The sequence below is a fragment of the Streptomyces sp. NPDC001493 genome (genome assembly GCF_053597235.1).
On sequence record NZ_JBSFHV010000039.1, the window covers coordinates 39954 to 53698 of the forward strand.

General features: G+C 70.5%; 15 protein-coding genes. 13 read left to right on the forward strand and 2 right to left on the reverse strand.

From position 1 onward, the window contains the following. The first annotated feature begins 51 nt into the window (after positions 1 to 51). Positions 52 to 1179: a ferrochelatase gene (locus ACWCWD_RS34570; protein ID WP_450779196.1), complete on the forward strand. Its 1128-nt coding sequence runs from the start codon at positions 52 to 54 to the stop codon at positions 1177 to 1179. Between the two features lie 94 nt (positions 1180 to 1273). Further along, positions 1274 to 2074, forward strand: a complete 801-nt coding sequence (locus ACWCWD_RS34575) for an inositol monophosphatase family protein (protein WP_450779198.1) — start codon at positions 1274 to 1276, stop codon at positions 2072 to 2074. Positions 2075 to 2293: 219 nt separating this feature from the next. Here the strand turns inward: ACWCWD_RS34575 and ACWCWD_RS34580 are convergent, their stop codons facing one another. Next, on the reverse strand, positions 2294 to 2467 hold the full coding sequence (locus ACWCWD_RS34580; RefSeq protein WP_327178405.1) for a hypothetical protein: 174 nt from the start codon (positions 2465 to 2467) through the stop codon (positions 2294 to 2296). Between the two features lie 381 nt (positions 2468 to 2848). Between ACWCWD_RS34580 and ACWCWD_RS34585 the strand changes: the two genes are divergently transcribed. The 4 genes from ACWCWD_RS34585 to ACWCWD_RS34600 all read left to right on the forward strand — a co-directional run bounded on the left by ACWCWD_RS34585 (position 2849) and on the right by ACWCWD_RS34600 (position 6436). Further along, on the forward strand, positions 2849 to 3502 hold the full coding sequence (locus tag ACWCWD_RS34585; RefSeq protein WP_450779201.1) for a response regulator transcription factor: 654 nt from the start codon (positions 2849 to 2851) through the stop codon (positions 3500 to 3502). Between the two features lie 8 nt (positions 3503 to 3510). Then, positions 3511 to 4752: a sensor histidine kinase gene (locus ACWCWD_RS34590; protein ID WP_450779203.1), complete on the forward strand. Its 1242-nt coding sequence runs from the start codon at positions 3511 to 3513 to the stop codon at positions 4750 to 4752. Positions 4753 to 5158: 406 nt separating this feature from the next. Next, positions 5159 to 5455, forward strand: coding sequence for a DUF4193 domain-containing protein (locus ACWCWD_RS34595; RefSeq protein ID WP_003965732.1), 297 nt, complete (start codon positions 5159 to 5161; stop codon positions 5453 to 5455). Positions 5456 to 5467: 12 nt separating this feature from the next. Beyond that, a complete protein-coding gene (locus ACWCWD_RS34600) occupies positions 5468 to 6436 on the forward strand; it encodes a hypothetical protein (protein WP_450779205.1) in 969 nt (322 codons plus the stop codon). Positions 6437 to 6553: 117 nt separating this feature from the next. Here the strand turns inward: ACWCWD_RS34600 and ACWCWD_RS34605 are convergent, their stop codons facing one another. Then, positions 6554 to 7027: a DUF3093 domain-containing protein gene (locus ACWCWD_RS34605; protein ID WP_450779207.1), complete on the reverse strand. Its 474-nt coding sequence runs from the start codon at positions 7025 to 7027 to the stop codon at positions 6554 to 6556. Positions 7028 to 7085: 58 nt separating this feature from the next. Between ACWCWD_RS34605 and ACWCWD_RS34610 the strand changes: the two genes are divergently transcribed. The 7 genes from ACWCWD_RS34610 to ACWCWD_RS34640 all read left to right on the forward strand — a co-directional run. Next, positions 7086 to 7670 (forward strand): PaaI family thioesterase, encoded by a 585-nt coding sequence (locus ACWCWD_RS34610; RefSeq protein ID WP_450779209.1) that lies wholly within the window; start codon positions 7086 to 7088, stop codon positions 7668 to 7670. Then, a complete protein-coding gene (gene dut, locus ACWCWD_RS34615; protein ID WP_266709948.1) occupies positions 7667 to 8197 on the forward strand; it encodes a dUTP diphosphatase in 531 nt (176 codons plus the stop codon). Before ACWCWD_RS34610 ends, dut begins: the two co-directional genes overlap by 4 nt. 1 nt (position 8198) lies before the next feature. Further along, positions 8199 to 8969 (forward strand): DUF3710 domain-containing protein, encoded by a 771-nt coding sequence (locus ACWCWD_RS34620; protein WP_390958132.1) that lies wholly within the window; start codon positions 8199 to 8201, stop codon positions 8967 to 8969. A 408-nt stretch (positions 8970 to 9377) separates the two neighbouring features. Beyond that, the gene (gene kdpF, locus ACWCWD_RS34625) at positions 9378 to 9467 is read left to right on the forward strand and encodes a K(+)-transporting ATPase subunit F (protein WP_078075662.1); all 90 of its coding nucleotides are present in this window, start codon (positions 9378 to 9380) and stop codon (positions 9465 to 9467) included. Between the two features lie 6 nt (positions 9468 to 9473). Continuing rightward, complete coding sequence (gene kdpA / locus ACWCWD_RS34630; RefSeq protein ID WP_450779212.1) at positions 9474 to 11138, forward strand: potassium-transporting ATPase subunit KdpA; 1665 nt, start codon at positions 9474 to 9476, stop codon at positions 11136 to 11138. 26 nt (positions 11139 to 11164) lie between these two features. Beyond that, positions 11165 to 13261, forward strand: coding sequence for a potassium-transporting ATPase subunit KdpB (gene kdpB / locus ACWCWD_RS34635; protein ID WP_450779220.1), 2097 nt, complete (start codon positions 11165 to 11167; stop codon positions 13259 to 13261). A gap of 5 nt (positions 13262 to 13266) precedes the next feature. After that, the coding region (locus ACWCWD_RS34640) for a potassium-transporting ATPase subunit C (RefSeq protein WP_450779214.1) at positions 13267 to 13745 on the forward strand (479 nt) is incomplete at its 3' end.

Genomic DNA, 13745 nt, shown 5'->3' on the forward strand with positions numbered 1-13745 from the left:
GGACGGATGTCGGTTGCGATGCTCCCGCCGGCGGATGGCAGGATCGGAGCCATGTCCGATCTGCGCGACCCCGCTCCCTACGACGCCCTGCTGCTGCTCTCCTTCGGCGGCCCCGAAGGCCCGGACGACGTGGTTCCGTTCCTCCGGAACGTCACCCGTGGCCGGGGCATCCCCGAGGAGCGGCTGAAGGAGGTCGGCAAGCACTACTTCCTCTTCGACGGCGTCAGCCCGATCAACGGCCAGAACCGGGACCTCCTGGAGGCCCTGCGCAAGGACTTCGCCGACCACGGCCTCGACCTCCCGGTCCACTGGGGCAACCGCAACTGGGCCCCGTACCTGACCGACACCCTCCGCGAGATGACCGAGGCCGGACACCGCCGCATCCTCACCCTCGCGACCAGCGCCTACGCCTCCTACTCGGGATGCCGGCAGTACCGCGAGAACCTCGCCGACGCGCTGGAGACCCTGCGGGCCGAGGGCCTGACGGTGCCGCGCGTGGACAAACTGCGCCACTACTTCAACCACCCCGGCTTCGTCCGGCCCATGATCGACGGGGTGCTCGCCTCGCTCGCGAGCCTCGGCGACGAGGAGCGCGCCGGGGCCCACCTGGCGTTCACCACGCACTCCATCCCGGTGTCGGCGGCCGACACCTCCGGGCCGGTGGAGGACCACGGCGACGGCGGGGCCTACGTCGCCGAGCACCTCGACGTCGCCCGGGCGATCGTCGAAGCGGTGCGCGAGGAGACCGGCGTCGCGTACCCCTGGCAGCTCGTCTACCAGTCCCGCAGCGGCGCCCCGCACATCCCGTGGCTGGAACCCGACATCTGCGACCACCTGGAGTCCCTGCACGGCGACGGCGTCCCGGCGGTCGTGATGGTCCCCATCGGGTTCGTCTCCGACCACATGGAGGTTCTCTACGACCTCGACACCGAGGCCACCGCCAAGGCCGCCGAGCTCGGACTGCCCGTCCGCCGGTCCGCCACCGTCGGAGCCGACCCGCGTTTCGCCGCCGCCGTCCGCGACCTCGTGCTGGAGCGCGCCGCCACCGAACAGGGGTACCGCGTGGACCGCTGCGCGCTCGGCGCCCTCGGCCCCTCGCACGACCTCTGCCCGGTCGGCTGCTGCCCGGCGCGCGCGCCGAAGCCGGCCGCCGCGGGCGCCGACAGCCCGTTCTCCTGACCGCGCCGCCGCCCCGCCCCGGACAGCCGGGCGGGAGCCGGCCCGCCGTCCCACCGCCGATGCCCGTGCCCGACCCCGATCCCCTGGGAGCGCCGTGACCGACCCCCTGCTCACCGAACTCCTCGACCTCGCGCGAACCGCCGCCACCCGCGCGGGCGCCCTGCTGCGCGACGGCCGCCCCGCCGACCTGGGCGTGGCCGCCACCAAGTCGAGCCCCATCGACGTCGTCACCGAAATGGACATCGCCGCCGAGAAGCTGATCACCGGCTACCTCTCCGAGCACCGCCCCCAGGACGGCTTCCTCGGCGAGGAGGGCGCGAGCCGTGAGGGGACCAGTGGCGTCCGCTGGGTCATCGACCCGCTGGACGGGACGGTGAACTACCTCTACGACCTGCCGACCTGGGCGGTCTCGATCGCCGCCGAACTCGACGGGGAGCGGGTCGTGGGCGTGGTCGAGGCGCCGATGCGCGGCGAGACCTTCCACGCGGTGCGCGGCGGCGGCGCGTACGTGAACGGCACCGCGCTGCGCTGCCGCCCCGCGCCGCCGCTGGACCAGGCGCTCGTGTCGACCGGCTTCAACTACGTCGCCACCGTCCGCACCCATCAGGCCGACGTGGCCCAGCGGCTCATCCCCCGGCTGCGGGACATCCGGCGCGGGGGCTCGGCCGCCATCGACCTGTGCGACGTGGCGGCGGGAAGGCTCGACGGCTACTACGAACGCGGACTCCACCCCTGGGACCTGGCCGCCGGCGACCTCGTCGCCCGCGAGGCCGGCGCGCTCACCGGCGGGCGTCCGGGGCTGCCGGCCGACGGGGACCTGACGGTCGCCGCCTCGCCGGGCGTCTTCGAGCCGCTCCAGGCCATCCTCGAAGAGCTGGGTGCCTGGCACGACTGATGCCGACCGGGCCCGGACACGCGAGAACGCCCGCCGGATCCCCTTCAGGAGGATCCGGCGGGCGTTCCCACGTGATGCGGGTGATCCGCGGCGGTGGGGCTCCGGTGCTGCGGCTCGATGGTGCGTGAGGCTCGATGGTGCGTGATCCGCGGTGGTGAGTGCGGCTCGGTGGTGCGTGCGGCTCTCGGGTCCGGTGTGCGGGTGCGGGTCGTTCTCGGGTCAGACGGTGGTGGCGCCGGTCTCGACGCCGTGTTCGGCGGCGAGGCGCAGCAGATCGTCCAGCTCACTCTGCTCGACGTCCGCGAGGAAGTCGTCGCCCGTCTCGCGGGCACGGGTGAGGTCGGACTCGGTCGTCCTGATGCGGTGAAGCAGACCTGCGGTGAAAGCGTCCATGAAGCGCCCCCTCGGCGTGGGTCGGTGGCACGGGGGTGTGCCGGGATTTCTCGGGCCTGGTCCCGAGTGCCGTCGGTCACGCGGCCCCTCCGGGAAAAGGGACGGCAGTGGCGAGCCACGTACGTGGCGTGATCGCGGGTGTAGATGCGTCCTCCCCGGGCCCGCAGAGGGAGAAACCTCAACTCGCCCGCGAATATGCCCCCTTCTTCGATCCGTCTCGAATCCGCAGGTCGCCGTGGGCCGCCTTACCGCCGGTTTATGGGCGTTGCGGGCAGGATGGTCGCGAACAGTCGGCCCGACGTGCCCCGACAAGGGGCCGGCCGGGCCGTTCCCGGACGTGCGGAACGTCCGCGGGAACGACATCTGAGAAGGGACAGTGCCGTGCGCGTACTCGTCGTCGAGGACGAGCAGCTGCTCGCCGACGCGGTGGCCACCGGACTCCGCCGCGAGGCGATGGCCGTCGACGTGGTCTACGACGGAGCGGCGGCCCTGGAACGGGTCGAGGTCAACGACTACGACGTCGTGGTCCTCGACCGGGACCTGCCACTCGTCCACGGGGACGACGTCTGCCGCAGGATCGTCGAGCTGGGCATGCCCACCCGGGTCCTCATGCTCACCGCTTCCGGGGACGTCAGCGACCGGGTCGAAGGACTGGAGCTGGGGGCCGACGACTACCTCCCCAAGCCTTTCGCCTTCAGCGAGCTGACCGCGCGGGTCCGCGCGCTGGGCCGCCGTACGACGGTGGCGCTGCCGCCCGTCCTGGAGCGGGCCGGCATCAAGCTCGACCCCAACCGCCGCGAGGTCTTCCGGGGCGAGCAGGAGATCCAGCTCGCGCCGAAGGAGTTCGCCGTGCTGGAGGTGCTGATGCGCAGCGAGGGCGCGGTGGTCTCGGCCGAGCAGCTGCTGGAGAAGGCGTGGGACGAGAACACCGACCCCTTCACCAACGTCGTACGGGTGACCGTCATGACGCTGCGCCGCAAACTCGGTGAGCCCCCGGTCATCGTCACCGTCCCCGGTTCCGGTTACCGGATCTGAGCGACCAGATGGCCACGTCCTCCACGCCGCTCTCGGCGCCCCCGAAACCCACCTGGGACCCCAAGCAGCAGGACCCCACCTCGCCCTGGCTGCGTCCCACCATCCGGATACGGCTGACACTCCTCTACGGCGGGATGTTCCTGATCGCGGGCATCGTGCTGCTCGCGATCATCTACATGCTGGCCGCGCAGGCCCTGCACGACGCGGGAGGCCCCGCCTTCCAGGTGTCCGGCACCAACGTCCGGATCTCCAGCCCTACGTGTCCGCAGCTGGCGGTCTCGCAGAACAACGACCAGCTCAACGACGGCATCAAGGCCTGCACGGCGTCCCAGCGCCAGCACGCGCTGGACAGTCTGCTGAACCGGGCCCTGCTGGCGCTCGTCGGGCTCAGCATCATCGCGTTCGCCTTCGGTTACGCGATGGCGGGCCGCGTCCTCTCCCCGCTCGGCAGGATCACCCGTACCGCCCGCAGGGTGGCCGGGACGGACCTGTCGCGCAGGATCGAGCTGGACGGGCCGGACGACGAGCTCAAGGAGCTCTCGGACACCTTCGACGAGATGCTGGACCGCCTGGAGCGCGCGTTCACCGCACAGCAGCGGTTCGTCGGCAACGCCTCGCACGAGTTGCGGACCCCGCTGGCGATCAACCGCACCCTGCTGGAGGTCCACCTCTCCGACCCCGGGGCCCCTCCCGAACTCCAGCAGCTGGGCAAGACGCTGCTCGCCACCAACGAGCGCAGCGAGCAGCTGGTGGAGGGCCTGCTGCTGCTCGCCAGGAGCGAGAACCAGATCGTCGAGCGGAAACCGGTCGATCTGGCCGAGGTCGCCGACCGCGCCATCGACCAGGCGCGCGCGGAGGCGGCCCAGAAGGGCGTGGAGATCCGCGGCGAGCGCGGACCCGCCGTCGTTCAGGGCAACGGCGTCCTGCTGGAGCGGATCGCCCTGAACCTCGTACAGAACGCGGTGCGCTACAACGTCCCGGAGGACGGCTGGGTGGAGGTCACCACCCACTTCGGCCCGGGGCAGGCGCTGCTGGTGGTCTCGAACACGGGTCCCGTGGTGCCCGCGTACGAGATCGACAACCTCTTCGAGCCGTTCCGGAGGCTCCGCACGGAGCGGACGGGGAGCGACAAGGGAGTCGGTCTCGGCCTGTCGATCGCGAGATCCGTGGCGCGGGCCCACGGAGGCCGTATCATCGCGGAGCCCCGAGAGGGGGGCGGTCTCGTGATGCGCGTCACTCTGCCCGTCTGAAAAGCGTCACGAAGCGATCAGGGGGAGGGTCCATCGCTTTCGCTTTGAGCGGAATTTTCGTGATGCGTCACCGGTTTGTCCCTGTGTGATCGATCACAGGGGCCTCAGGGGACGCATCTACTCTCCGTGAGCTCCCTACGGGCGTAAAGCCGGGAAACGCCCGGGTTTTCGGGGGGTGGTATCACGGGAAGTACACGGGGTGGCACCCGTGAAGCCCGGCATCCGGACCGTGTACGGTCCCCTTCGCCACCCAAGACGACCGCTCAGCGGCGGCCGGTTCGGGTGTCGATTGAGTAACAGACCTTGATGTGAGGCAAAATCTCCGCCTCAGGTCGGGCACAAGTCCGGCCTCTCACGCGTTACGTGCGCTGAGACACCCGCAGACACCCAAGAGGGGGAGAGCGACATGGCAACGGATTACGACACCCCACGCAAGACCGACGACGACGTCGATCAGGACAGCCTGGAAGAGCTGAAGGCACGGCGGAGCGACAAGACCGCGTCCGCCGTCGACGTCGACGAGTTCGACGCCGCGGAGGGCCTTGAACTGCCCGGCGCGGACCTGTCCAACGAAGAACTCGCCGTTCGCGTCCTGCCCAAGCAGGCCGACGAGTTCACCTGCATGAGCTGTTTCCTCGTGCACCACCGCAGCCAGCTGGCTCGTGAGAAGAACGGCCAGCCGATCTGCCGCGACTGCGACTGAGGCAGGCCCGCCGTGACAGGCGACAGACCGTTCCGGAAGCGGCGCTCACGGCGCAGTGAAGGGCCGGAGGCGAATGAGGGCGGTACGGGCCCGGCAGAAGGCTTGAGTGCCCCTGACGGGCGTCACAAGGCCCCGCACGACCCCTCCGGCACGACCGACGACGAGCGGGGCCATCCGGCCTCGCTCGAAGTGGCCCCGGCGGCCGGCCTGCCGGACGGGGCCGGACAGGCCGGGGAGACCGGTGACCAGGGGACTCCGGCACCCCGGGCGGCCCGGACCGGACCGCTGAACGCTTTGAAACGGGGAGTGCACAAGGGCGGGGAGAGCGCGAGGGCGGTCGCCGGACATCTGGCCGACCGGATCATCGACACGGCTCCCCGTGTCCCCGTGCGCGACCTCGCCACGCTCCGCCGCCACTTCCCGGGACTCGGTCCCGAGGAGATCGCGGACCGCCTGATCGCGGGCGCGAGCAAGGCCACCGCGGCCGTGGGCGCCGGCATCGGGGCCGCGGCCATGATGCCCGTACCCCCTGCCATGCTCGCCGAGCTGGCGGCGGAGATCACCGGGGTCGCCGCGATCGAGCTGAAGCTCGTCGCCGAACTCCACGAGATCTACGGCAGACGCCCCCAGGGCAATCTCACCCAGCGCAGCACCGCCTACCTCACGTCCTGGACGGAGGAGCGCGGTATCGACGTCACCCGCCCGGTCACGCTCAACGCGGCCCTGGGCGGCCAGATGAAACGCGAGCTGCGCCAGCAGATCACCAAGCGCATGGCGCGCGATCTGCCCAACCTGATCCCCTTCATGATCGGCGCGGCCGTGGGCGCGGCGATGAACCGCCGTGACACCCGGAAGCTGGCCGGGCACATCAGGAAGGACCTGCGGAAGCAGCAGGTCCCCTGGGACCGGCTCACCGAGCTCCCCGCGCTGGAACAGCCCGCCGGGCCCATCGTCCTCCCGCCGGAGGCGGAGGGCCGCTGAGGAGGCGCGCGATCCGCGCTTCTCCCGTCCCGGGCGAGCCGCCCTTTCACGCCTAGGCATTCCCCCGCGCCGGCCGGTGGTCCCCTGCCCCTCGCGCCGGTTTCCGGCGCCGGGCGCTCAGTCCTGTGCCGCGACCGGCGTCGTGGAGGTGGAGAGCGCCGCGATCAGAGCCTCCGGCTCACGCGTCGAGAGGTAGAGATAGGGCGTGGGGTCCGCGGGGTCGGTCACCTTCACCTTCACCGCCGTCGGGATGTAGCCGCGCAGCAGCATGAATGCGCGGGCGTCCGCCTTGTACGTGCGCCAGGCCCGGGCCTCCTCCGCGTCCAGCGCCTCGGCGTCCCCGAGCGCCGAGAGCGGGATCCGGGCCTCCCCGGCGACCAGGGAGTCCGCGACGACCCGGATGCGGACGGAGCCGTAGGAGCTGACCACGACCGCCGTCGCCGCCGTGCCGCCGACCAGCCCCGCGAGCAGGAACAGGCCGCCGAGCGGCAGGAGCATCAGCGCGCAGGCCACCCCCACCCCGAAGGCGATGAGCCACCAGGTGCGGGGTGCGGTGAGGCGTTCGTCGAAGGGCGGTACGGAAGGCTGCATGGGAACAAGCTTGGCACGGCGAGACCCGCGGTCGGGCTCGCGGGTAAGGTCTGCGCGTGTGAGTGGAACATCTGCAGCTCTGACACCCCCGGCCGACGCGGTGGCACCCGTGCGGCATCCCGACGCGCCCGCGCCCGGGCAGCTTCTCGGCTCGCACTACGAACACTGTTTCGGCTGCGGCGGCGAGCAGCCCCACGGCCTGCACCTCGCGGCCCGGGCCGGCGAGGGCGTGAGCGTGACCGCCGAGTTCACCGTCCGCCCCGAGCACCAGGGCGCGCCGGGTCTGGCGCACGGCGGGGTGCTCGCGACGGCGCTGGATGAGACGCTCGGCTCGCTGAGCTGGCTGCTGCGGGTCATCGCGGTCACCGGCCGGCTGGAGACCGACTTCTCGGCGCCCGTGCCGGTGGGGACCGTGCTGCATCTGGACGCGCGGGTCGTCGCCGTGCACGGCAGGAAGATCTACTCCACCGCCACCGGCCGGATCGGCGGCCCCGAGGGCCCCGTCGCGGTGCGGGCCGACGCCCTCTTCGTCGAGGTGAAGGTCGACCACTTCATCGACAACGGCCGCCCCGACGAGATCCGCGCGGCGATGGCCGACCCCGACCAGATCAAGCGTGCCCGAGCCTTCGAGGTGAACCCGTGACCCGCCCTCCCGTCGACGTCCTTCTCCGGCGCCTGGATCCGGAGGTCCCGGTTCCCGCCTACGGCCACCCCGGCGACGCCGGTGCCGACCTGGTGACCACCGAGGCGGCGGAACTCGCCCCGGGGGAGCGCGCGGTGCTGCCGACCGGTGTGTCGATCGCCCTGCCGGACGGCTACGCGGCCTTCGTGCACCCCCGCTCCGGCCTCGCGGCCCGCTGCGGAGTAGCCCTCGTGAATGCCCCGGGGACGGTGGATGCCGGGTACCGTGGAGAGATCAAGGTGATCGTCGTCAACCTCGACCCGCGCGAGACCGTGCGGTTCGAGCGTTTCGACCGGATTGCCCAGTTGATCGTCCAGCAGGTCGAGAAGGTGCGCTTCCACGAGGTCGCGGAACTTCCCGGCTCGGCACGGGCCGAAGGGGGATTCGGGTCCACCGGCGGCCATGCCGCGGTGGACGGTGTCGGGGGCGGTATCACCCCGGGTGGGAACAACTACGCTTCGGTCGTATCCGACCGGGAAGGACAGTGACGTGTTCGGACGTCGCAAGAAGAGTGGTTCCGCCGAGGACGCGGTGGACGAAGCGCGCGAGACCGAGCAGGTCGCCGACGAGCTCGATGGTGCCGACGACGCGGTGAGCGCTCGTCGGACGAACCTTCCGCCGGCCCCGCGGCCGGACGGACCCTGGGACGTCTCCGAGGTCTCCAGGCCCGGCGAGGGCCGGGTCGACCTGGGCGGCGTCTTCGTGCCCGGAGTCGAGGGCATGGAACTCCGGGTGGAGGTGGCCGGGGACGCGATCGTCGCCGCCACCGTGGTGCTGCGCGACAGCGCGATCCAGCTGCAGGCCTTCGCCGCCCCCAAGAAGGAGGGCATCTGGGGCGAGGTCCGCGAGGAGATCGCCTCGGGCATCACCAAGCAGGGCGGGATCATCGACGAGGTCGAGGGCCCGCTCGGCTGGGAGCTGCGCGCCCAGGTACCCGTACAGCTTCCCGACGGGAAGAACGGCGTCCAGCTGGTGCGCTTCGTCGGCGTCGACGGGCCCCGGTGGTTCCTGCGCGGCGTGATCTCGGGCCAGGGTGCCGTGCAGCCGCAGGCCGCCGGTCTCCTGGAGCAGATCTTCCGGGACACCGTGGTCGTCCGTGGCGAGGGCCCGATGGCCCCCCGCGACCCGATCGTCCTCAAGCTCCCCAACGACGCCCAGATGGTGCCCGAGGGTGTCCAGCAGGAGGAGCAGGAGAGCTCCAAGTTCTCCGGCGGCATGGGCCAGCTCCAGCGCGGACCGGAGATCAGCGAGATCCGCTAGATCCGCGCGCGGTCCGTACGGACGGACCTACAGCTTCTCGGGCAGCTTTCGGGCAGCCTTTTCAGGCCGGTGGGCCGCATTCCCCGTGAACCGGGGGTGCGGCCCACCGGCCTTTTCCCATGCGTGCGCGCCCCTGGTTCCGCGGGTGGTTTCGCGTGCCACCACACGCCGCGCCGGGCCGGTCGTCAGGGGCGCGTATCGGCCACGTAAGGGCGCCGTCAAGGGAGTGCCCGTCCTCGTATGGAAGGCATCAACGGGGGCGTCAAAAGCTCTGGCCGGAGGTTTGCTCGTCACGTCCGAGAAACCGAACCTCATCTAGGAGCACACGATGGCCGACGTGGCCTTCGTCGTCACCACGATCGCGGTCTTCGCGCTGGTGGCCCTCATCGCCAGGGGGGTGGCGAAGCTGTGACTGCCGAGAACATCGTCGGCCTCGTCGTGGCCGTCGCCCTGCTGGGCTACCTCGTCCTCGCCCTTCTGTACCCGGAGAGGTTCTAGCCCGACATGAGTCCCGTCCTTGCCGGTGTGCTCCAGCTGCTCGCGATGATCGTCGCACTGGGCCTCGCCTACCGCCCCCTCGGCGACCACATGGCACGCGTCTACTCCTCCGACAAGCACCTGCGCGTCGAGAAGTGGATGTACCGGGCCATCGGCGCCAACCCGAACACGGAGATGCGCTGGCCCGCCTATCTGCGCGGCGTCCTCGCCTTCTCCGCGGTGAGCCTGCTCTTCCTCTACCTGCTCCAGCGGCTCCAGGGCAGCCTGCCCGGTTCCCTCGGATTCGTCTCGATCGATCCGGACCAGGCGTTCAACACGGCGGCGTCCTTCGTCGCCAACACCAACTGGCAGTCGTACTACGGCGAGCAGGCCATGGGCCACGTCGTACAGACCGGCGGCCTCGCGGTGCAGAACTTCGTCTCCGCCGCCGTCGGCATGGCCGTCGCCGTCGCGCTCGTCCGCGGTTTCGCCCGGTCCCGTACCGGTGAGCTCGGCAACTTCTGGGCCGACCTGGTCCGCGGCACCGTCCGCATCCTGCTGCCGATCGCGGTGCTCGGCGCCCTGGTGCTGGTCGCGTGCGGCGCCCTCCAGAACTTCTCCGGCATCCACGACGTCGGCCAGTTCATGGGCGGCTCGCAGCAGTGGAACGGTGGGGCGATCGCCTCGCAGGAGGTCATCAAGGAGCTGGGAACGAACGGCGGCGGTTACTTCAACGCCAACTCGTCCCACCCCTTCGAGAACCCCAACGGCTTCACCAACCTCTTCGAGGTCTTCCTGATCCTCGTCATCCCCTTCGCGATCACCCGCACCTTCGGGCGGATGGTCGGCTCCCTCAAGCAGGGTTACGCGATCCTCGCGACGATGGCCGTCATCTGGGTCGGGTTCACCGCCCTGATGATGTGGACGGAGTTCGCCCACCACGGCCCCGCGTTCGACATCGCGGGCGGCGCGATGGAGGGCAAGGAGAACCGGTTCGGCATCGGCGGCTCCTCGATCTTCGCGGTCGCCACCACGCTCACCTCCACCGGTGCGGTCGACTCGTTCCACTCCTCGTTCACCGGCTTCGGCGGCGGCATCACCATGCTGGGCATGCAGCTCGGCGAGATCGCGCCCGGTGGGGTCGGCTCCGGCCTCTACGGCATGCTGATCATGGCGATCATCGCGGTGTTCATCGCCGGTCTGATGGTCGGCCGCACACCGGAGTACCTGGGCAAGAAGATCGGCACCCGCGAGATCAAGCTCGCCGCCTGCTACATCCTGATCGTCCCCGCCCTGGTGCTCGGCTTCACCGCCGTGGCGATGGCGCTGCCCACCCCGCCGAACTCCATGACGAACTCGGGCGCCCACGGCTTCTCCGAGATCCTCTACGCGTACACCTCCGGCGCCAACAACAACGGCTCCGCGTTCGCGGGCCTGAACGCCGACACCCAGTGGTTCAACACCACCATCGGTCTCGCGATGCTCCTCGGCCGGTTCATACCGATGGTCTTCGTGCTGGCTCTCGCCGGCTCGCTGGCCGAGCAGAAGCCCGTACCGGAGACCACCGGCACCCTCAGCACCCACAAGCCGCTCTTCAGCGGCCTCCTGGTCGGCGCCATCCTGATCGTCACCGGCCTGACCTACTTCCCGGCCCTGGCCCTGGGCCCGCTCGCCGAGGGGCTGGCGTCATGACCACACGAACCCCGCAAGAGGACACGATGTCCACCCTGACCACGGCCCCCGCGCCGCACCCGGACGAACAGGCGGACCAGAAGCCCGCGGCCCGCGTCGGCGGAGGATTCTTCGACCCGAAGCAGCTGCTCACCTCCTTCCCGGAGGCGGTCCGGAAGCTCGATCCCCGGGTGATGGTCAAGTCCCCGGTCATGTTCGTGGTGCTGATCGGCTCGGTCTTCACCACCGTGCTCGCGGCCACGGACCCCACCGACTGGTTCGGCTGGGCCATCACGGCCTGGCTCTGGCTGACGACGATCTTCGCCAACCTCGCCGAGGCGGTGGCCGAGGGCCGCGGCAAGGCGCAGGCCGACACCCTGCGCAAGGCCAAGACCGACACGATCGCCCGCCGGCTGGACGGGCCGCGCGAGGAGCGCGTCCCCGGCACCGAACTGCGCATCGGCGACCTGGTCGTCTGCGAGGCCGGTGACATCATCCCCGGCGACGGTGACGTCGTCGAAGGCGTCGCCTCCGTCGACGAGTCCGCGATCACGGGCGAGTCGGCTCCGGTGATCCGTGAGTCGGGCGGTGACCGCAGTGCGGTCACCGGCGGCACGAAGGTCCTCTCCGACCGCATCGTCATCAAGATCACGACGAAGCCGGGCGAGACCTTCATCGACCGGATGATCAACCTGGTCGAGGGCGCGGCGCGGCAGAAGACGCCGAACGAGATCGCGCTGAACATCCTGCTGGCGTCGTTGACGATCGTCTTCCTGCTCGCCGTCGTGACCCTGCAGCCGTTCGCGATCTACGCGGGCAGCAAGCAGTCGATGATCGTGCTGGCCGCCCTGCTGGTCTGTCTGATTCCGACCACGATCGGTGCGCTGCTCTCGGCGATCGGTATCGCCGGTATGGACCGGCTGGTGCAGCGCAACGTCCTGGCCATGTCCGGCCGGGCGGTCGAAGCCGCGGGCGACGTGTCGACGCTGCTGCTCGACAAGACCGGCACCATCACCCTCGGCAACCGCCAGGCCGCCGAGTTCCTCCCGGTCACCGGGGTGACCGAGGCGGAGCTCGCCGACGCCGCCCAGCTCTCCTCGCTCGCCGACGAGACCCCCGAGGGCCGCTCGATCGTGGTCCTCGCCAAGGACCGTTACGGACTGCGCGAACGCCACCGCGGTGAGCTGGCGCACGCCGTCTGGGTCGAGTTCACCGCCCAGACCCGCATGTCGGGCGTGGACGTGGACGGCCGCTGCGTCCGCAAGGGCGCGACCGGCTCGGTGGTGGCCTGGGTCAAGGAGCGCGGCGGCACCGTCGCGGACGACGCCCAGGCGCTGACCGACCGGATCTCGCAGGCCGGCGGCACCCCGCTCCTGGTGGCGGTCGACGACGCCGACGGCGCCCGTGTCCTTGGTGTGGTGCACCTGAAGGACGTGGTCAAGGAGGGCATGCGGGAGCGGTTCGACGAGCTGCGCCGGATGGGCATCCGCACGGTGATGATCACCGGGGACAACCCGCTGACCGCGAAGGCTATCGCCGAGGAGGCGGGGGTCGACGACTTCCTCGCCGAGGCGACGCCCGAGGACAAGATGGCCCTCATCAAGCGGGAGCAGGCGGGCGGCAAGCTCGTCGCGATGACCGGTGACGGTACGAACGACGCCCCCGCGCTCGCGCAGGCCGACGTCGGCGTGGCGATGAACACGGGCACCTCGGCCGCCAAGGAGGCCGGGAACATGGTGGACCTGGACTCCAACCCCACCAAGCTGATCGAGATCGTCGCGATCGGCAAGCAGCTCCTGATCACCCGGGGCGCGCTCACCACGTTCTCCATCGCCAACGACGTCGCGAAGTACTTCGCGATCATCCCGGCCATGTTCGCGGTGGTCTACCCGGGGCTGGACAAGCTCAACATCATGCGGCTCGACTCCCCGGAGTCAGCGATCCTGTCCGCCGTCATCTTCAACGCGCTGATCATTGTCGCGCTGGTGCCGCTCGCCCTCAAGGGCGTCCGCTACCGGCCGGCCGGCGCGGACAGCATGCTCCGGCGCAACCTCGGGATGTACGGCCTCGGCGGCCTGATCGCCCCGTTCATCGGCATCAAGATCATCGACCTGATCATCTCCCTCATCCCCGGAATCGGCTGATCGGCATGAACACCTCCGTAGGAAACACGACCCGGCTGCTGCTGGCCGGTCTGAGGGCCCTGCTCGTCCTCACCCTGGTCTGCGGCGTCATCTACCCGCTCGCGGTCACCGGTGTCGCCCAGGCGCTCTTCTCCCACAAGGCCAACGGCTCCGAGGTCAGCAGCGACGGCAAGGTGGTCGGCTCCGAGCTGATCGGCCAGCGCTACGACCTGCCCCTCAAGGACGGCCAGGAGACGGCGGACCCGGACCTCAAGTGGTTCCAGCCCCGCCCGTCCAACGGTCTCGGCAGCAACAGCGTCAACACCCAGTACAAGATCATCCTCTCCGGGGCGACCAACCGCTCCGGCGACAACAAGGACCTGATCGACTGGGTCACCGCCGCCAAGGCCGCGGTCGTCAAGGACAACTCCGTCGCCGGCCACCCGGTCAGCCCCGACGACGTGCCGGCCGACGCCGTCACCTCCTCCGGCTCCGGCCTCGACCC

Coding starts and splice junctions, on each gene's coding strand:
- ACWCWD_RS34570 (WP_450779196.1), top strand. CDS start 52: ATGTCCGATCTGCGCGACCCCGCTCCCTACGACGCCCTGCTGCTGCTC.
- ACWCWD_RS34580 (WP_327178405.1), bottom strand. CDS start 2,467: ATGGACGCTTTCACCGCAGGTCTGCTTCACCGCATCAGGACGACCGAG.
- ACWCWD_RS34590 (WP_450779203.1), top strand. CDS start 3,511: ATGGCCACGTCCTCCACGCCGCTCTCGGCGCCCCCGAAACCCACCTGG.
- ACWCWD_RS34595 (WP_003965732.1), top strand. CDS start 5,159: ATGGCAACGGATTACGACACCCCACGCAAGACCGACGACGACGTCGAT.
- ACWCWD_RS34605 (WP_450779207.1), bottom strand. CDS start 7,027: ATGCAGCCTTCCGTACCGCCCTTCGACGAACGCCTCACCGCACCCCGC.
- kdpA (WP_450779212.1), top strand. CDS start 9,474: ATGAGTCCCGTCCTTGCCGGTGTGCTCCAGCTGCTCGCGATGATCGTC.
- kdpB (WP_450779220.1), top strand. CDS start 11,165: ATGTCCACCCTGACCACGGCCCCCGCGCCGCACCCGGACGAACAGGCG.